This is a genomic window from Loigolactobacillus rennini DSM 20253 (assembly GCF_001436505.1).
Taxonomy (GTDB): Bacteria; Bacillota; Bacilli; order Lactobacillales; family Lactobacillaceae; genus Loigolactobacillus; species Loigolactobacillus rennini.
The window spans coordinates 1-18,293 of sequence record NZ_AYYI01000035.1; the positions used below are offsets into that span (position 1 = coordinate 1).

Annotated in this window: 18 protein-coding genes; 4 read left to right on the forward strand and 14 right to left on the reverse strand. The window is 40.3% G+C overall.

Translation table 11 applies throughout. The features are described 5' to 3' along the window. Window positions 1–79: 79 nt before the first annotated feature. Window positions 80–907: a pyruvate, water dikinase regulatory protein gene (locus FC24_RS05620; protein ID WP_057873909.1), complete on the forward strand. Its 828-nt coding sequence runs from the start codon at window positions 80–82 to the stop codon at window positions 905–907. Window positions 908–959: 52 nt separating this feature from the next. On the opposite strand, the gene FC24_RS05625 is transcribed toward FC24_RS05620, so the two are convergent. Both FC24_RS05625 and FC24_RS05630 read right to left on the reverse strand, forming a co-directional pair. Continuing rightward, complete coding sequence (locus tag FC24_RS05625; protein WP_057873910.1) at window positions 960–1,865, reverse strand: deoxyribonuclease IV; 906 nt, start codon at window positions 1,863–1,865, stop codon at window positions 960–962. Between the two features lie 44 nt (window positions 1,866–1,909). Further along, window positions 1,910–2,785, reverse strand: coding sequence for a YitT family protein (locus FC24_RS05630; protein ID WP_057873911.1), 876 nt, complete (start codon window positions 2,783–2,785; stop codon window positions 1,910–1,912). Window positions 2,786–2,981: 196 nt separating this feature from the next. On the opposite strand from FC24_RS05630, the gene FC24_RS05635 reads away from it, so the two are divergent. Beyond that, complete coding sequence (locus tag FC24_RS05635; RefSeq protein WP_057873912.1) at window positions 2,982–3,206, forward strand: P8 family protein; 225 nt, start codon at window positions 2,982–2,984, stop codon at window positions 3,204–3,206. Between the two features lie 86 nt (window positions 3,207–3,292). Here the strand turns inward: FC24_RS05635 and aspS are convergent, their stop codons facing one another. Both aspS and hisS read right to left on the reverse strand, forming a co-directional pair. Further along, entirely contained in the window at window positions 3,293–5,071 is a 1,779-nt protein-coding gene (gene aspS / locus FC24_RS05640; RefSeq protein WP_083485645.1) for an aspartate--tRNA ligase, read from the reverse strand. Next, entirely contained in the window at window positions 5,064–6,365 is a 1,302-nt protein-coding gene (gene hisS, locus FC24_RS05645; RefSeq protein WP_057873913.1) for a histidine--tRNA ligase, read from the reverse strand. Before hisS ends, aspS begins: the two co-directional genes overlap by 8 nt. A 370-nt stretch (window positions 6,366–6,735) precedes the next feature. Between hisS and FC24_RS05650 the strand changes: the two genes are divergently transcribed. Then, on the forward strand, window positions 6,736–8,028 hold the full coding sequence (locus FC24_RS05650; protein WP_235807324.1) for an N-acetylmuramoyl-L-alanine amidase family protein: 1,293 nt from the start codon (window positions 6,736–6,738) through the stop codon (window positions 8,026–8,028). Window positions 8,029–8,150: 122 nt separating this feature from the next. On the opposite strand, the gene FC24_RS05655 is transcribed toward FC24_RS05650, so the two are convergent. From FC24_RS05655 to FC24_RS05700, 10 genes are all read right to left on the reverse strand, one after another. Further along, a complete protein-coding gene (locus tag FC24_RS05655; RefSeq protein ID WP_057873915.1) occupies window positions 8,151–8,474 on the reverse strand; it encodes an AzlD domain-containing protein in 324 nt (107 codons plus the stop codon). Next, entirely contained in the window at window positions 8,467–9,249 is a 783-nt protein-coding gene (locus FC24_RS05660; protein ID WP_057873916.1) for an AzlC family ABC transporter permease, read from the reverse strand. Before FC24_RS05660 ends, FC24_RS05655 begins: the two co-directional genes overlap by 8 nt. A 73-nt stretch (window positions 9,250–9,322) precedes the next feature. Further along, complete coding sequence (locus tag FC24_RS05665) at window positions 9,323–9,949, reverse strand: HAD hydrolase-like protein (RefSeq protein ID WP_057873917.1); 627 nt, start codon at window positions 9,947–9,949, stop codon at window positions 9,323–9,325. 48 nt (window positions 9,950–9,997) lie between these two features. Next, the gene (dtd, locus tag FC24_RS05670; protein WP_057873918.1) at window positions 9,998–10,444 is read right to left on the reverse strand and encodes a D-aminoacyl-tRNA deacylase; all 447 of its coding nucleotides are present in this window, start codon (window positions 10,442–10,444) and stop codon (window positions 9,998–10,000) included. Window positions 10,445–10,480: 36 nt separating this feature from the next. Next, window positions 10,481–12,715 carry a RelA/SpoT family protein gene (locus FC24_RS05675; RefSeq protein ID WP_057873919.1) on the reverse strand — a complete coding sequence of 745 codons (2,235 nt, stop codon included), beginning with the start codon at window positions 12,713–12,715 and terminating at the stop codon, window positions 10,481–10,483. Window positions 12,716–12,898: 183 nt separating this feature from the next. Then, complete coding sequence (locus tag FC24_RS05680) at window positions 12,899–13,246, reverse strand: hypothetical protein (RefSeq protein WP_057873920.1); 348 nt, start codon at window positions 13,244–13,246, stop codon at window positions 12,899–12,901. A 28-nt stretch (window positions 13,247–13,274) separates the two neighbouring features. Beyond that, entirely contained in the window at window positions 13,275–14,015 is a 741-nt protein-coding gene (locus tag FC24_RS05685) for a 16S rRNA (uracil(1498)-N(3))-methyltransferase (RefSeq protein ID WP_057873921.1), read from the reverse strand. A 1-nt stretch (window position 14,016) separates the two neighbouring features. After that, window positions 14,017–14,961, reverse strand: a complete 945-nt coding sequence (prmA, locus tag FC24_RS05690; RefSeq protein ID WP_057873922.1) for a 50S ribosomal protein L11 methyltransferase — start codon at window positions 14,959–14,961, stop codon at window positions 14,017–14,019. A gap of 31 nt (window positions 14,962–14,992) precedes the next feature. Further along, window positions 14,993–15,658 (reverse strand): DNA-3-methyladenine glycosylase, encoded by a 666-nt coding sequence (locus tag FC24_RS05695; RefSeq protein WP_057873923.1) that lies wholly within the window; start codon window positions 15,656–15,658, stop codon window positions 14,993–14,995. 56 nt (window positions 15,659–15,714) lie between these two features. Next, window positions 15,715–16,092, reverse strand: coding sequence for a hypothetical protein (locus tag FC24_RS05700; protein ID WP_057873924.1), 378 nt, complete (start codon window positions 16,090–16,092; stop codon window positions 15,715–15,717). 232 nt (window positions 16,093–16,324) lie between these two features. Here FC24_RS05700 and FC24_RS05705 point away from each other — a divergent pair, with 232 nt between their 5' ends. Then, on the forward strand, window positions 16,325–17,983 hold the full coding sequence (locus tag FC24_RS05705) for a phosphoenolpyruvate carboxykinase (ATP) (protein WP_057873925.1): 1,659 nt from the start codon (window positions 16,325–16,327) through the stop codon (window positions 17,981–17,983). Window positions 17,984–18,293 lie beyond the last annotated feature (310 nt).

Consider the following 18,293-nt stretch of genomic DNA (forward strand, 5'->3'; position numbering starts at 1 on the left):
CTTTATGGGTTTTTCTGTCCATTAATATGTTCAACTTAAATTTTACAATCTACCATTAAATAAAAAAAGGAGCTTAAAAATGGCTAACAAAACCGAAATTAAATTTTTTATCATTTCAGATTCTGTTGGTGAAACAGCTTTAAATATGGTACGTGCAGCCTTAGCCCAATTTGCTGATGTTGCACCAGTCTATTACCGCTTTCCGTTCACCAACACTGCTGAACGTTTAACCAGTGTTTTAAAACAAGCCCAAAAAGAACAGCCAATTATCATCCAAACGTTAGTGACAGATGATTTAGCCAGCCAAGTGAATCAATTTGCCAGCCAACAAAATCTGGTTTGTTATGATTTACTAGGCCCGATCATGCGTGAAATTACCAAGCGTTCTGGTGAATCACCACGTGGTGAAGCTGGCGCCATTCACCGATTAAATGATCGTTACTTTGACCGAATTTCCGCCATGGAGTTTGCGGTCATGTACGATGATGGTAAAGACCCTAAAGGCTTTTTAGAAGCTGACATTTTATTGCTAGGTGTTTCAAGAACTTCAAAAACACCACTGTCACTTTTCTTGGCAAATCGTAACTTAAAAGTTGCCAACTTACCGTTAGTCCCTTCTGCCCACATTCCCGAACAACTTTGGCAGGTTGATCCCAACAAAATCATCGGTTTAACAACAGATGTTTCAGTTCTCAATAATTTTCGTCGTGAACGCATGATTGCTTACGGCTTAAATCCGAATACCACTTATTCAGACACTAACCAGATTACCACTGAACTCGACTTTGCTCAAAAATTATATGATAAACTTGGTTGTTACGTCATCAATACCGCCCACCGTTCCATTGAAGAAACTGCCACTTTAATTTTGGAACATCTAGGCTTAGACCACTACAGCAACAAATAAGAGCAAAAATAGCCACTGCACTTCTTGATAAAGTGTAGTGGCTATTTTAAATTTAACGAATTGGTTTTTGTGCCAAAATATCTGCTGCCAAATTTGGGTTCATTTTTTGCGCTTTTAACATCGCAATTTCATAGCCGTAAGGGGCAAACCGTTCCCCTGCATCTGTTTTTAACCACGGCGTTTCCATAATTTTAGGAATTTTAGCAAATTCCGGTAAATGCGCCACTTGATTTAAAGCAGTGAAGCCAATTGTACCCAATCCAATGTTTTGGTGCCGGTCCTTATGGCTGCCCTGCTCATTTTTAGAATCATTTAAGTGAAGAACCTGTAGTCGTTTTAACCCAATCACCTGATCAAATTTAGTCAAAACACCGTCTAAATCATGCTTAACGTCATAACCCGCATCATTGGTATGACAAGTGTCAAAACAGACACTTAAATGATCATTTAAATTGACCCCAGCAATGATTTCCGCCAATTCTTCAAAACTGCGACCAATTTCTGTTCCTTTACCGGCCATGGTTTCCAACGCAATTTTTGCCGTTTGTTTAGAATCTAATACTAAGTTCAATCCCTTAATCAAATTAGCAATCCCTGCAGCAGCGCCAGCACCGACATGCGCCCCGGGATGTAAAACAATTTGTTTTGCGCCTAACGCTTCTGCACGTTCAATTTCTGCTCGCAAAAAATCTACTGCAAATGCAAAGTGATCTTTCTTTTTAGTGTTGGCCAAATTAATAATATAAGGCGCATGAATCACCACACTTTGTAAACCATGTGCTTGCATATAAGCTTTTCCCGCTGGAATGTTCAGGCGATCAATCGCTTTTCGCCGGGTATTTTGGGGCGCACCCGTATAAATACTAAACGTTGTTGCCCCATAACCGGCTGCTTCTTCTGCCGAACCTAAAAACATTGCTTTTCCACGCATACTGACATGAGACCCAATCAAAAACATGAAACCACGCATCCTTTACCAAAAATTCTGTTAAGCCTGAACCCTCACATGGAAGGTTCGTAAAAATGTCCTAAAATTTTAACTGAATCTGAAATGCTGACAAACGCTTTCGGATCCGACGCCCGCATGGCCACTTGCAAATTGTGCATTTCATACCGAGAAATCACTGTAAATAAAATCGTTTTTTCATCATGATGATAAGCACCTTCAGCGTCATGAACGATGGTGATCCCGCGACGCATCCGTTCTTGAATGTTGTCGATCACCTTACGCGGCTTATCGGTTACAATCATCACCTGCATTTTTTGTTGTCGTGTATAAACCATGTCCATCACTTTTCCATTGACAAAAATACCTAATGCACTATAAAAGGCATAGGGCCAACCAAACACAAAACCAGCTGCGATAATGATAAACAAGTTGCAAGTGATATTAATCGTTCCGACACTTTTACCCGTACGCTTTTGCAACACTAAACTGATGATGTCCAAACCACCGGTTGAAATACCATTTTTCAAAGCTAACCCAGTACCAAAACCGTTGACCACACCACCAAAAATGGCACAAATGATGGGATCAAAGGTAACTTGAGTGATTGGAATCAATTTCATCATCACACTGGCAAAACTGACAGCGATAAAAGTGAAAATCGTGAAACGATGGCTGATCTGACGCCAAGCTAAAATAAACAAAGGTAAGTTTAACAGAAAGAGCAAAATTGGAATCGATAATGTGAAAGAAAAAAATCGTCCGCTTAATGTCGATAACAATTGGGCAAATCCGTTCATCCCTGAGGCATAAATGTTACCTGGCTGCCAGAAAAAATTCATTGCGATTGACACACAAATTGAATATAAAAACGCCGTTGACGCTTTTGCAGTGTATTGATGCCGCTGCATGACCCGCTGTAAATCATCCATCTTCTTTTTTCTTAACCTCTTTTATTTTATTTATTATCTTAATGGTGGATGTATTATAACATACCTCCATAAGCCAATCTTGATTACCTAGTAAAATCTAATTTTTTAAGCATATTTTGTTACCATTTACTTAAAAACGACTATACTAGAAGTGAACTAAAAATTTAGTCCATTAATAATTTAGGAGGTAAGCAATATGGCAGAAGAAGTCACAGAAGCAAAAGTTCTCAATGAAACAATGAGTGAGGCGTTTGATTGGAGCGATAGCAAGACTGTAGTACGCGATGCGATCTGGGATTATTTTATGGAAAAAAATGACCACAACACCGAAAAAACAATTGCTGACGTTAAACCTTACACCGGCGGTGAAAAGAGCGAAGATGACATTAAAGACTTCGTTGAAAAGAACCTTAAAAAGTAATTAACTTAACATTAAGCTTTATCAACATAAATAAGCAGATGGCAATCATTGTGCCATCTGCTTATTTATGTTTTCTCATTTAACGTTTAATCTTTTTTTGGTTGCTTAACCGTCAAATCCAAGTCCGCTAATTGCTGCTTAGAAACTTGACTCGGTGCATCTGTTAAAGGATCACCCGCTTTAGAATTTTTAGGAAAAGCAATGACTTCACGAATATTGTCTTTGCCAGCCAACAACATTGTAAAACGATCTAATCCAATCGCTAACCCACCATGTGGCGGAAAGCCATAAGTTAACGCGTCTAACAAGAAACCAAAGCGTTCCTGCGCGCGTTCCGGGGTAATGCCCAATGCTTTAAGCATTTTTTCCTGAATGTCACGTTTATGAATCCGGATTGACCCTCCACCAAGTTCATAGCCATTTAAGACAATATCATAACTTTGTGCATGCGCCTTATGGGGATCTTCACCATCATCCAAGTAATGCAAGTCTTCTTCATTCGGCATGGTAAACGGATGGTGTGCAGCCGTCCACCGTTGCAAGCCTTCATCATATTCAAACAATGGCCAGTCAACCACCCAGATGAAGGCAAACTTGCTTTGGTCAATTAAATCTAATGCTTTTGCAAAGTAATTACGTAGATAACCTAATGTATCGGCAACAACTTTTCGTTGGTCTGCGACAAATAAGAGCAAATCACCCGTTTTAGCACCAAAACGTTGCGCAATTGTTGCTTCTTGGCCCTTGAAGAACTTGGCAATCGGGCCAGTAAAACCTGCATCAGTTAATTTTAACCAAGCTAAACCTTTAGCGCCAAAACGTTTACAGTAATCTTGCAATTTATCGATGTCTTTGCGGGAATACTGGTTAGCTGCTTGCGGTACGCAAATTCCTTTGACTTGACCGCCATTTGCCACGGCATTGCTAAACACTTTAAAGTCGGCCTCAGCCATCAGGTCAGAAAAATCTGTGAGTTCCATTCCAAAACGAATGTCCGGCTTGTCCGTACCAAAACGTGCCATTGCATCATCCCAACTAATTCGTGGAAACGGCGTTTTAACGTCAATGCCTTTAGTTGCCTTCATAACTGCTTTTAGTAAACCTTCAGTCAAATCTTGGATGGTTTTTGCATCCAAAAAACTAGTTTCCAAATCAATTTGCGTAAATTCCGGCTGCCGGTCCCCACGTAAATCTTCATCACGGAAACAACGCGCAATCTGATAATAACGATCAATACCTGCACCCATCAATAATTGTTTAAACAACTGTGGTGATTGAGGTAAAGCATAGAAATGCCCCGGGTAAACCCGCGAAGGCACTAAATAATCCCGTGCTCCTTCTGGCGTTGATTTTGTTAAATCAGGTGTTTCAACATCAATAAAACCTTGTTCATCTAAATAGTGGTGAGCTGCTTGTGTAATCTGATTACGAATTAATAAACTCCGTAACATTTCTGGTCGACGTAGGTCTAAATAACGGTACTTCATCCTTAAATCAGCAGAAACATTGATATCATCTTGAATGTAAAATGGTGGTGTCTTAGCTGTATTTAGAACTTTAAGTGCAGCAATTTCAACTTCTACTTTACCAGTTTTCATTTCGGGATTAATAGCGTCATCCCGCCGAGCAACAACCTTGCCCTGTGCTTCAATCACATATTCCGAACGGATTTTATCAGCTGCTTGCCATGCCGCACGCCCAAATTCTTGGCTAAAAACTAATTGTACAATTCCCGCACGATCACGTAAATCAACGAAGATCAAGTTCCCTAGATTACGCCGTTTTTGCACCCAGCCCATCAAGGTAACTTGCTGGCCAATATGATTTTCATTGATCATACCAGCATAAGTTGTTCGTTTATCCAATTGACTCGCCCCTTACTTTTTTCAATACTGCACCAAAATCTTGTTCAATTTCGGTTAACGGAACACTGACTTCCTTACCATTAGCCATGTTTTTAATGTGCGCTGTATGCGCCTCTAACTCACTGGTGCCAATCGTGATGACCACCTGTGCGTTTAAGCGGTTAGCGGTTTTAAACTGTGCTTTTGGCTTGCGGTTAAGATAATCATGTTCGACTGTAAAACCATGACCGCGAATAATTTGCGCAAGTTGCACCACTGTTGTTTGCGCCTCAGTCCCGATACCCACAATGTAAGCCGTTAAATCAGCAGCTGCAGGTGGTAATATACTATCTGCTTGCATCACTAATAACAACCGTTCAAGCCCAATACCAAAACCAATACCAGGCGTTTCTGGGCCGCCGATTTCTTCGACTAACCCATTGTACCGGCCACCTGCACAAACTGTCATGTAATGGCCGCCAAAAGCTTTTGAATTTGACATGATTTCAAAAATTGTGTGGTTATAATAATCTAAACCGCGAACCATATTGGGATCAATGGTGTAGGCGATTCCTAATTTATCTAATAGCTGTTTAACTTGATTAAAATGTTGTGTCGACGTTTCATCTAAGTAGTCTAAGATAGAAGGTGCTGCTTTAACAATTTCTTGGTCTTGCTTATCTTTACTGTCCAAAACTCGTAATGGATTTTTATGCAGGCGAGTTTGCGAATCTTTACTCAGCTCTGCAAAATGCGGCTCTAAAAAGTCAATCAACGCTTGTCGGTAAGCTTGCCGAGTAGTTTGATCACCTAAAGTATTAATCACTAATTTTAAGCCTGATAATTTTAATTGTTTAAACAAATTAAGCGCCATAGCAATAGTTTCAACATCAATCGTCGGACTAGGACTACCCAAGGCTTCTACACCGATTTGATGAAATTCACGCATTCGGCCTGATTGTGGCCGCTCGTAACGAAACATTGGGCCCATGTAGAATAGTTTAACCGGTTTAGGATGTTCTGGACCGTATAATTTATTTTCAACGTATGCCCGCACAATTCCAGCAGTGCCTTCAGGCCGCAAAACAACATGGCGTTTGCCTTTATCATAAAAATCATACATTTCTTTTGTAACAATATCAGATGTATCACCAACAGAACGTGAAAACACATCAAAGCTTTCAAAAATTGGTGTGCGTATTTCTCTAAATTGATAAGTTTTAAAAACTCGCCGGGCAGTTTCTTCTACGTAGTGCCAATTTTCTGACTCGCCTGGTAAAATATCCGCAGTGCCCTTTGGTCGTTGATAAACCATAATTTAGCTCCCTTTCCCTTTTAAGTTTGGCACAATTGACTAAAAAACGCCCTTGTCTGAGACAAGGGCGCATATAAGTGCACGGTACCACCTTAATGATTACTGATTGGATAACGCTCTTCGCGAAAGCAATTAAGCTTTACCTCAAAAGTGTCTCATTACTGTTCCACCGGTATAGCTTTCAGCCACGACCATACTCTCTTCAACTGGGAATCACAGTAACCTTGCTTTATCATCGGTCTTATTCATTTCACAATTACGTTACCGAAAATTACGTGAAAAGTCAAGCCTGTCTGCGGAAAAGTACTGCTTGGAACGTTAAGGTTTGCTATAATGTAAGTAATTCATTTTTGAGGTGATGGGGTTGTACATGCGTGCTAAAAAGAAAATCATTTTATTCCTGTTATTAGGATTATTTTTAGGTGGCGCAACCTTGACTACCACCACCCCAGTACAAGCACATCGTGAAACGATTACGGTTACTGCTAGTTCCGTCAACGTCCGGATGGGACCCGGACTAGCTTACGATGTTATGGCGCAACTTAAAAAAGGTGATAAAATCACCGTAATTGCCCATAAAAATAGCTGGTACCAAGTTCGACTGCACAGCGATAAAATCGGCTGGGTCGCTAGTTGGCTATTAAAAAATACAGAAATCAGTGCCACCACTAACACCAAAGGCACCATTATCGCTAACAATGTGGTCGCTAAAGAACATCCAGCAGATGATAGTGATACGTTGGGTACCTACCAACAAGGCAATCCAGTCACAGTGATTTACAAAAAAAATGGCTGGAGCCAAATTTTATTTCACAAAACAGTCGCCTGGATTCGCAGTGCATACATTACTGAAAAAAAAGCGCCTAGCACTAAACAAACTCAAAAAACAGTTGATCCTAACATTAAAAACGTTACCGTTCATTCTGATAACGCAAAATTACGCAAAAAGCCCGGTTTAGGCGGTAAAATCACTAAGGTATTAAAGCGGCGAACCCAATTGACCTATTTAGCAACAATTGGAGATTGGTATCAAGTCCAAACAGACAGTGGCAAAACTGGCTACATTGCAAATTGGGTTGTTACCCCTTCTGCTTCCAATGCGCCCATCACCACTAATGCAAATAATTTAGCTGAAGCCACCATCGTTTTAGACCCCGGTCACGGTGGCCGAGATTCTGGTGCGCTATCGCAAAAGAAAACTTACGAAAAAACCTACACGCTGGCAATTGCAAAAAAAGTTGCCAAACAATTGCGGCAAGCAGGTGCTAGAGTATTATTAACTCGCAAATCTGATAAATTTGCTACTTTAGCTTCACGACCTGCATTAGCTCAAAAAGTACACGCTGATGCCATGATCAGTCTGCACTTAGACTCCAGTCCTAAAGACAATGAAGCTAGCGGCATCACAACATATTATTATGGTAAAAGTAAAGATTCACTATTAGGTAAAACGCTAAATAAACAACTAACCAAGTTACCGATCAAAAATCGCGGCGTAGAATTTGGTAATTTCTTAGTATTACGCGAAAATAAGCAACCAGCAGTTTTATTAGAATTAGGTTACATTAACGACAAACATGATTATCGACAAATTCGCTCAAGGAAATTTCAAACTAAAGTTGCCGATGCAGTAACAACTGGTTTAAGCCATTACTTTCAATAATAATAAAGCGCCAAACAAAAAAGCAGCGGGACAATTCGGATACATGAATTGTCCCGCTGCTTTTTAAAGAAAAACTGACAGTCAGTATTTATTAATGAGCTTAACTGTTAACCTAACAGCATTTAAAATAACGCTGCAAACGCAATGATAGCAACTAAGCCCACCACAACAGTAATTCCCATCGATTTTGTCTTGGCTGCGACAATAAAAACTAAAATGGTCGATAAAATTTCAGTTAAATTTTTACTGTTATAAGTATAATTAGCCGTCACAAAAACATCTTTAGCAATCAAAGCGGTAAATAATGCAACCGGAATGTATTTCATCCATTCATTAAACCACTCTGGAATTTGCCGTTTTGAAAAGTAAAGCAACGGTACGACACGAGGCACAAACGCAACCAGCGCCGCTAAAACAATTAGGATCAAATAATCTAAATCACTCATGGTCGTCGGTCGTCTCCTTTGGCAAGTGTCTGAAACTTTCGTGGCGGCGGCGTAAGCGTAGCGAACGCAGTAATAGTGGTTTATGTTTGCCTTCTAATAGATGTTCAACTAAAAAACCAACGAAAGAAGTGGCAAGAGTTGCAACTACCAATCCCATAGTACTTTTCATCGCAATGATTAGCCAGACAGACAGCACCATTGACAAACCAGAAACGATAATGGACAGTAAGTTTTTAACTTGCATCACTAGCATATAACCAAACAACGCGGTCAACGTAAAGTTAACTAAATTGACGTCAAAATGAATTAAATTACCGATAGTTGACCCAATCATGTTACTGACAGTCCAAAATAATAATGAAAAATGATTAACCATTACGGCGCGATGGCCATTCCATTTTTTATCAGTGGCAAATTTTAAATAATTGATGGCATAATTTTCGTCATTCATCGAAGCCGAGAAATAAACCAAAAATGGTAAAGGTTCTTTTTTTAAATAAGGTGATAAACTAGCGGATAATAAGGCATAACGCATTTCTAGAAAAAACAGCATCAGTAAGACTTGCAACAAGGGTGCTTGAGTCACCAACATTGAGGCGATTAAAAATTGCGCACCGCCAGAAAACACTAAAATTGACAACAGTCCAACAAATAAAATATTAAAGCCTGCTGAATGTAGCAAAATACCACACGCCAATCCGATCGGCACGTAACTCATACAAAGTGGTAAGGCAATTTTAAATACTTTATACCAATTCTTGTCCTCTACTTTCAAAAGTAAGCCTCCAAATCTAGCAAACAAACCGAAATGATTATAACATATTAAATCAGTAAATTTATAGCCCCTTTCAAGCTTGCTGTCGAAAATACGGTATTAATTGCGCTAATGCCGTAATTGTAATCGTCGCATTTTTAACGTTATGAAAATCATCAACATCAAAAAAGCAGCTTTTAACGCCAGCTTTTTGACCCGCAATAACATCCAAGGGACGATCTCCAATCATGATGGTTGTTGCTTTATCCAGTTGGTAGCGCGTGATTAAATAATTAAGTGCTTCTGGATTTGGCTTACGTTTAAATTGAAATTCACTAGTGACATAACCACTAAAAAGCGGCGTAAAACCGCCTGCTGTTAAAAATTGTTTGGCTTGCTGGTCACGGTGTGTCAGCAAAAAATTCTGTCCACCGCTTGTGACCACTGCTTGGCAGACAGACAAAGCATCAGCAAAAGGCTGCGGGTGCTGTTGCAGCTGGCTTTCAAGCTCATGATAACGTGCTAATAAGCCGGTTATCCCTTTTGTTTGTTCTAATTGGTGGACAACACTAGTAATCGATTTTTCTTTAATTTGGCGGTAGAGTTTAGGGGCATCAATTTTGATTTGGTGCTCACCTAATGCTTGTTGCAGTGCTTGCATCATTAAAGGATAAGTGTCGTATAAAGTCCCATCAAAATCCCAAATTGCCGTTTGCAGCATAAAACAACTCCCTTTACTAAATGGACAACATAAAAAGCAGCTACGATTTTATTTATGTGCCGTATCAAACAAAATTGTCACTGGGCCATCGTTGACTAAAGAAACGGCCATATCCACACCAAACTCTCCAGTTGCTACCTTAATGCCTGTAGCTTTTAACTTTTGATTAAATAACTGATAATACCGGTTTGCTTTTTCTGGCTGGCCCGCGTCAACAAAACTAGGCCGATTACCCTTGCGTGTGTTGGCGTATAAAGTGAATTGCGAAATTGACAAAATTTCGCCACCAACAGCTGCTAGGCCTAAATTCATCTTGCCTTGTTGGTCTTCAAAAACTCGCAACTTAGTAATTTTGCGCACTAAATAATCAATATCAGCTTCTGTATCATCATCGTGAACGCCCACTAACAAAACAAAGCCATGGTTAATGGCGCCGACTACCTGCTTATCAATTGTAACACTTGCACGCTTGACCCGCTGTAAAACCACCCGCATATATCAATTCCTCCTGTTACTTGTCCGTGCACTCAACTACTCACTGGTCCGTTTGACACTATAAACATCTGGGATATTTTTAATACCATCAATTAAATGTGTCAGGTGAGCAAGATTATTGATTGCTACTGTCACATGGACCGTTACCATGTTGTCATGATCGACTTTACCGCGAACTGACGTTAAATCCTTGGTGTGTGCGTTAATATTTTGTAAAACATCGTTTAATAAACCAGAACGATTGTACCCGAAAACCTTTAGATCAGCCGCGTAAGTGGTATTTTGTGCATTATCTTCCCACTCAACTTCAATTAAACGGTTAGCCGCATCCGTTGCATTTTGAACGTTTGGACAGTCAGTCCGGTGTATCGAAACACCACGGCCTTTAGTCACATAGCCCACAATTGCATCTCCTGGTACTGGATTACAACACTTACTCAGGTGAACTAATAGATTATCCACGCCTTGAATAATCACGCCACCATCATGTTTAATTTTCAGCTTATCATTTTGCGTCTTAAGCTTACCAGCAGTCTTAACCGGTGCGGTCTTGTCACTAAGTACTGCCTGTTCTTGCTGCTTTTTTTGTGCTGCTTCTTTTTGATGACGTGTTTTTTCCGTCAATCGATTAGCGACACCTGAAGCAGATAACTCGCCATAACCAATCGCCGCTAGTAATTCTTCTTCATGATCAAAATTAAACCGAGCTAAAGCACGATTTAAGGCTTCTTTGGTTAAAAAGTCTTTGGGTGTAAAACCCAGTTCAGTTAACTGTTTCTCCAGCATGTCCCGACCTTTTTCAACGTTTTCTTCCCGATCTGCATGCTTAAAGAAACGTTTAATTTTATTTCGAGCCTTGCTAGTATTCACCAGGTTAATCCAGTCCCGGCTAGGAGATGAATTGGGTGAGGTTAAAATATCAACGATGTCCCCGTTTTTTAATTGGTAATTTAAGGGAACAATTTTACCGTTCACCTTGGCACCGACAGTTTTATTCCCAATTTCAGTATGAACGGTGTACGCAAAGTCCAATGGTCCTGATCCTTGTGATAATTCAAACACATCGCCTTTAGGCGTAAATACATAAACACGGTCGGAAAAAATATCCCCCTTGACACTAGCCATAAAATCAGCAGCATCAGCAGCTTCATCGCCTAATTCCAAAATTTCACGAAACATATCAATTTTCTTACCGTTAGAATCATATTTCACCTCATCGCGCTTACCTTCTTTATAAGCCCAATGTGCTGCAATCCCATATTCAGCAACTTGGTGCATCTCTTCAGTTCGAATTTGAATTTCTAAGGGTTTCCCCTTAGGTCCAATCACAGTAGTGTGTAACGATTGATACATATTGGCTTTTGGCATTGCAATGTAATCTTTAAAGCGTCCGGGCATCGGTTTCCATTTAGTGTGAATGGCACCCAATACGGCATAACAATCTTTAATGGTGTCCACGATGACACGAATGGCTAATAAATCGTAAATTTCAGCAAATTGCTTGTGTTTATCCCGCATTTTCTTATAAATCGAGTAAATGTGCTTAGGTCGGCCATAAATATCATAATCCAAGTTAAAGTCTGCTAACGTCCGTTTAATTTGTTGAATTGCTTCATCAATGTATGCTTGCCGTTGCGTTCGTTTTGCATTCATTAAATGAACGATGCGGTAGTACTGTTGTGGGTTTAAGTACCTTAACGCAGTATCTTCCAGTTCCCATTTAAATTGACTAATCCCTAATCGATCAGCTAAAGGTGCATAAATTTCTAAGGTTTCATTGGCGATCCGGCGCTGTTTTTCTGGCCGCAAATGCTTCAGTGTCCGCATATTATGCAACCGGTCAGCTAACTTCACCATCACCACTCGTAAATCTTTGGCCATGGCTAAAATCATTTTTCGGTGATTTTCTGCTAAAGCATCCTTATGCGCGACGTATTTAATTTTACTTAATTTCGTAACCCCATCGACAATTACCGCCACATCGTTGCCAAACAGTTCTCGAATGTCACCTAACGTAATGTTAGTGTCTTCCACCACATCATGTAAAAAGCCAGATGCGACAGTTGCGGGATCCATTTTCAATTCTGCTAAAATAGCTGCAACTTGAATTGGATGAATAATGTAAGGCTCACCTGACTTACGAAATTGTTCTTTATGAACATAAGTGGCAAAGTCCAGTGCTTTTTTAACAAATACTACATGTTCGCGATTCATATAGGTTGCAGCCAACTTAATGGTTTCATTAGCCGTATAAACTTTTGTTTTAGCCATAACCGCCACATCCTTATCTTTTTAATACAAAAATAGCACGGTAGCTATCAAAGCAGCGTGCTTAGCATGATAAAAACTAACATTACCTGCGGCAAAGTCGCAAAGCGCAACCTGACAATTCATCAGGTAAAAACGTTTTTTAAACACAATTTAATAACTAGTATAAATTATACCTGAGGCCACCTATTTTGCAACTGACAACACTGATTTACGCAGACTGTAAGCTAAATAACTTAAAATTAAATAAATACCCGCAAACCAATAACCATAACGGCCATACATTAAATATACAATTCCCGCAAACAATCCAGGAAAAATAAATAACCACCAACCAGCTAAATGACGCTTAGCCAAATAAAGACCAAGCGCAATCGCCGCCAGCATGTTGACAACAATAAATAACGCACCAATCCGGATGACCTTTGGAATGGTCAGCCAGTGAAAAATTAAAGGAAGCACCCAAGTGATGATAAAACTAAGTAAAATCACTTGAACTGAAGGATGCTTAACTAGTTGTTGTATTTTTTTCAAAAATCAAACCTCCGCACTTTAATTTTAATCAGCACAATTCCCATAATGTGGACAACGCGCTCAATAAATATAGCGGTGCCGTCTCTGCTCGCAAAATCCGTGGTCCTAACCCGGCAGGAACAAAAGCTGCCTGTCTTAATTGTAAAACCTCCGCGGGTGCTAAACCACCTTCAGGCCCAAAAACAGCCAGTAACGTTTGCCCAGCTCGCAACTGTTGAGCTGTTTGTACCAAAGCAGCATGCTCACCTTGTTTACCAGATTCTTCATAAGCCACAATACCAATGTCTTTTACTTGTTGGCACAATGCAGTCAGATTAGCCACAATGTTCACCGTTGGAATAACGTTGCGGTGGGCTTGCCGCGCCGCCTCCAACGCAATCTTACGCAGCCGCGTTAGTTTTTTTGCTTGTCGCTGCGGGGGCCATTTGGCAATACCATACTGACTAGCAAAGAAAATAAAACCAGCTGCACCTAACTCAGTCCCTTTTTGCACAATCCAATCTGCTTTTGTTTTCTTAGGAATGCCACAAGCAATCAAAACGCGGCGAGACATTTCTGTGCTTGGTAATGCCGCTTGCAGCTGCAGACTGACCGTAGTCGTTTGTAACGCGGTAACCTTAGCTCGGTAAGCTTGCTGATTAGCCGTCACAATCTCTACCTGATCATCTAATTGTCCCCGCATCACCCGCTGCAAATGATGCGCCGCTTCGCCTTCCAAAGTAACAGTTTGGCCTAATTGGGCAGTTTGGGTTGTAAAATAGCGCTGCATGCTAATCCTCCTGTTGCTGGGCAATCAGCGCACACCAATCGCCTTCTCTAAGTACTTGAATCACTGATAGACCTGCTTGCTGTAAGCCTTGCTCAACTTGTTTTAACTTTGTTGCAATCACACCAGATACAATCAAGTGGCCTTTAGGCTTCAATAAAGGTTTGGCTTGAGGAATCATTGGCAAAATAATTTCAGCTAAAATGTTAGCTACTATTACGTCTGCTGATTGTGTCACACCAGCCAATAAATTGTTGACAGTTACCGGAACTTGGGCTGCAATTGGGTTTAAAGCCAAATTATTGGTCGCTGCACGCACAGCAACCTTATCTAAATCATATGCATAGACCTGGTCAGCGCCTAGTTGCTTAGCGGTAATGCTCAACACACCAGAGCCAGTGCCGACATCCAATAACGTTTCGCCACCACGAATAACGGTTTCTAAAGCTTGCATCGCTAAGCGAGTGGTGGGGTGAGTGCCAGTACCAAAAGACATGCCTGGATCTAAAATAATTAATTTTTCTTCTGGCTGTTTAGGTTGGTAAGTCTCCCATTTAGGCACTACAGTTAAAAAGCGAGTCACCCGCACTGGATGATAATATTTCTTCCAAGCTGTCGCCCAGTTGTGACTATCAACCGCAGTGGTAGCCACTTTATTTTCACCGATCGCTAGACCAAAGTCCGTTAATTGCGCCACGCGTTGTTTAATCTGTGGCAGAATTTCTGGCAAAAAAATGGTTTCAGGATAATAAGCTGCAACTTGAGCGCCCTTTTTTATGCATGGCTGTTTAGCTGGATCATAAATTTCACCATAAGGTCCTAAAGCCTGTGCTTTAAAATCAGCAGCATCCGTAATCTCAACACCATTAGCTCCCGCTTCAATTAAAATATTTGAAACCGCCGCCACCGCTTCGCTAGTCGTGGTGACTGTTACTTTTGTCCATTCCATTTCATAACCTCCTTTAAACCTAGTGATAAGACTAAGATTGTACCTGGTCTGAATTCCTTAACGAAGCCTGCCAGCCATAGTTAGTTAAATCCATCTGCCGGCGGGGCATTTTTGAAACGTAAGGATTATGTGCCACATAAAACCGCAATGGCGCACTTTCCCAGTTGCCTTTATTTTTATTGATGCCAATTCGGGGTGCAGCCACAATGGCCTGTGGTCGTTTAACAGCAGTCAAACTCAACGTTAACGGGCTTGTTTCAAAACTAGCTAGATTCAAGTCTAAACTTTGAATACCCAGTGCCTTCATCAATTTTCCTGGTCCGTTAGTCAATTCAAAAGCAGATTTTAATGTACGCCGCCGATTAGCCTGCATCTGTTTAAGACCATAATGTGGTTCTAAACCACGGATTAAAATACCTTGAGGAACACCCACTGCCTGCGTAATTAGATTTAACAAAAATTGCCCATAGATTGTGTAAATATAAATTGTACCAGCTTCATGGTACAGTGCTTCATTTTTAGCAGAACGATGGCCGCCAAAAGCATGGGCAGCTTGATCTGATTGTCCAAGATAAGCTTCTGTTTCTACAATGTAGCCCGAAAGCAACCCAGCGGGGCTTTGATAAAATAATTGTTTGCCCAATAGGCGTTTAGCCAACGTCACCGTATCGGCTTGTTCAAAATAACCTGCAAACATAGTGCCACCTCTTTACCAAACCGGTTCGTTGTTGACTAACTGGCAACAATGGCGCCTTAAACATCATTTTGTTTACCCCAAAACATCACATCTAGCGAACCATCAGGATAAGGATAATAGTCAATTCCTAACGCATCACTAGATTGGTTGACCACCTCATAATACTGTTTAGTATCTAAACCGCCAGGATGTACAACCCGGGCATATAAATATTTCACCATTTCATGGCGCATTGCTTTATCAATTATTTTAGGGGCAGAAAAAACAAAAGTTGTATAAAGCATTTTTTTAGTTACATAGTCAAAAGTGACTTGTTTAATTGGCAAGCCACCAAAATTAGGTTCTTTTTTTAAATCAGTTACAAAAGTTTGTACTTGCTGTGTGGTAAAACGTTTTGTATAAAATAAAACGTGCCAAGTTAATGTTACTGCCAAGTAAATCCTCCTTTGGCATCTTTTTTAAGCGTGTGTAATTTCTCTTCCAATTATGCCACATTCGTGCTGCTGGTACCAGCATGAATCCCCAGCTAAGATCAGTTTAGCAGATAACGGCAGCAAGATATGAAACAATGGTCAAAATGAATTGAATTTTTTATTTTCAACTAATCATTTCACAGTAAATGTGTTATTCTTTGTGTAAGCGTATACATTAAGGAGAGCGATTAAAATGAGTACAATTGGAAATTACGCTGAAACGCAAATCCGTAAGGCTAACCCACTTTTTTCACAAATCCGAACAACGATTGAAACTGCTTTTTATGGGAACAATATGACCGCAGTCAATGATGTCACTACCGCTTATCAACTTGCAGCAAAAGCGCCTGAAACAATCGTCACTGATTTACCTATCTGCCATGCAGATGACTTAGGATTGCCACCAGATGCCACCATGTTAGTTAACAACCATGGCCGTGTTATCGGTCGAACTGCTGCTGCTCGGCGCTTCATCGATGATCCAGATGTAGATGCTGCGAAATACGCCGGTATCCTGCGCGATGCTATTTTTGCTGGTACACAGCAGCAATTTTATAAAACTGATGTCGTCGTTGGCTTAGATGAAGATTTTATGGTGGCCGCTCACTTAGCAGTGCCAAAAGGCTACGAAAATAATCTATTGTCTTACATGCTTAATTTCCAGCCATTTAACCAACAGTACCAAACACGGTATCAAAATTCTAAACCTTATCAAGAAGGCGATATTTTCATTTATGCGGATCCAAACTTCCACCACCCGGACTTCCCTGATGGTCTAGCTTTATTTGATCCCAAACATAATGCTGCTGCCATTTTGGGAATGCGTTATTTCGGTGAATTAAAAAAAGGAACGTTAACACTAGCTTGGGCAACGGCACACCGCAATGGTTATGTTGCTTGCCACGGTGGCGAAAAAGCTTTTCATTTTGAAGACCGGCCAGATCAAGTTTTCGCCATGTTTGGTCTGTCTGGTTCTGGAAAATCAACCTTAACCCACGCCAAACACGGCGGTCGCTTTAACACCACGGTCTTACATGATGATGCTTTTGTCATCTCGCATCAAGATGGCAGTTCTGTCGCACTAGAACCAGCTTATTTTGATAAAACCAACGATTACCCTTCTGGAACCGAAGAGACTAAATATTTTATGACCTTGATGAACGTGGGGGTCACGCTAAACCAAGCTGGCAAAAAAGTATTAGTCACTGAAGATTTACGCAACGGCAATGGCCGCACCATTAAATCACGCTACGCCTCAACTAACCGGGTAGATAAAGAGCCAGCTGAGATCAACGCGATTTTCTGGATTATGAAGGACGATAGCCTACCACCAGTTGTTCACATTACAGATCCAGTGTTAGCCGCAACTTTTGGTGCCACTTTAGCGACAAAACGTTCTTCTGCCGAAAACTTAGTGGGAAAAGTAGACCGCAACGCCCTAGTGATTGAACCTTTCGCGGATCCTTTCCGTGCCTATCCGTTAGCCGAAGATTACAATGATTTTAAAAATTTATTTGCTAAACGCCAAGTAGATTGCTACATTTTGAATACGGGCTACTATAATGGTAAAAAAATCCCGAAAGAAGTTACCTTGGGCATTTTAGAAAGCATTGTTAATCAAGAAATCAATTGGCAAGCTTTTGGCCCGCTAACTGATTTGCATTACGCCCCATTTGCTGACTTTCCAGTTGATTTTAACGATTCAGATTACTGCCAGTTACTGCGCACACGACTCCAAATCCGTTATGATTGGGTGGTCGCTTATGAAAAAGCACATCCACAGCATCCATTACCAGAGGAAATTAAACAAAGTCTAACGCAGTTAATTGATGCGTTGAAAACAACAGAATAAATAACGAACAACCCTCGTCAATTACTTGACGGGGGTTGTTGCATTAGGTGTTATTTCAATCCAATTGACATAAATTTAATTATTGATATTATTTATAATTTTTTTATTTTTTGGTGCCTTGTTTAGCAAATATTTTGCAACTGCAAGCTCTCAATATTCATTGGATTCATTTAAAGTAATTCATTTAAACTGGTTTACTGAAATTATCTTTAGAAATACAATAACATTTTTAGTATTAAGCTCTACTCTTTTTTTGGTAGCGTCAAGAATCTTGTGTAAATGAAATGCCTTCGTACATATAATATGTATC

What these genes read in the sequence shown, in the direction of transcription:
- FC24_RS05620 (WP_057873909.1), top strand. Translation starts at nt 80, where the DNA reads ATGGCTAACAAAACCGAAATTAAATTTTTTATCATTTCAGATTCTGTT.
- FC24_RS05625 (WP_057873910.1), bottom strand. Translation starts at nt 1,865, where the DNA reads ATGTTTTTGATTGGGTCTCATGTCAGTATGCGTGGAAAAGCAATGTTT.
- FC24_RS05630 (WP_057873911.1), bottom strand. Translation starts at nt 2,785, where the DNA reads ATGGATGATTTACAGCGGGTCATGCAGCGGCATCAATACACTGCAAAA.
- FC24_RS05635 (WP_057873912.1), top strand. Translation starts at nt 2,982, where the DNA reads ATGGCAGAAGAAGTCACAGAAGCAAAAGTTCTCAATGAAACAATGAGT.
- hisS (WP_057873913.1), bottom strand. Translation starts at nt 6,365, where the DNA reads ATGGTTTATCAACGACCAAAGGGCACTGCGGATATTTTACCAGGCGAG.
- FC24_RS05650 (WP_235807324.1), top strand. Translation starts at nt 6,736, where the DNA reads ATGCGTGCTAAAAAGAAAATCATTTTATTCCTGTTATTAGGATTATTT.
- FC24_RS05655 (WP_057873915.1), bottom strand. Translation starts at nt 8,474, where the DNA reads ATGAGTGATTTAGATTATTTGATCCTAATTGTTTTAGCGGCGCTGGTT.
- FC24_RS05665 (WP_057873917.1), bottom strand. Translation starts at nt 9,949, where the DNA reads ATGCTGCAAACGGCAATTTGGGATTTTGATGGGACTTTATACGACACT.
- dtd (WP_057873918.1), bottom strand. Translation starts at nt 10,444, where the DNA reads ATGCGGGTGGTTTTACAGCGGGTCAAGCGTGCAAGTGTTACAATTGAT.
- FC24_RS05675 (WP_057873919.1), bottom strand. Translation starts at nt 12,715, where the DNA reads ATGGCTAAAACAAAAGTTTATACGGCTAATGAAACCATTAAGTTGGCT.
- FC24_RS05685 (WP_057873921.1), bottom strand. Translation starts at nt 14,015, where the DNA reads ATGCAGCGCTATTTTACAACCCAAACTGCCCAATTAGGCCAAACTGTT.
- prmA (WP_057873922.1), bottom strand. Translation starts at nt 14,961, where the DNA reads ATGGAATGGACAAAAGTAACAGTCACCACGACTAGCGAAGCGGTGGCG.
- FC24_RS05695 (WP_057873923.1), bottom strand. Translation starts at nt 15,658, where the DNA reads ATGTTTGCAGGTTATTTTGAACAAGCCGATACGGTGACGTTGGCTAAA.
- FC24_RS05705 (WP_057873925.1), top strand. Translation starts at nt 16,325, where the DNA reads ATGAGTACAATTGGAAATTACGCTGAAACGCAAATCCGTAAGGCTAAC.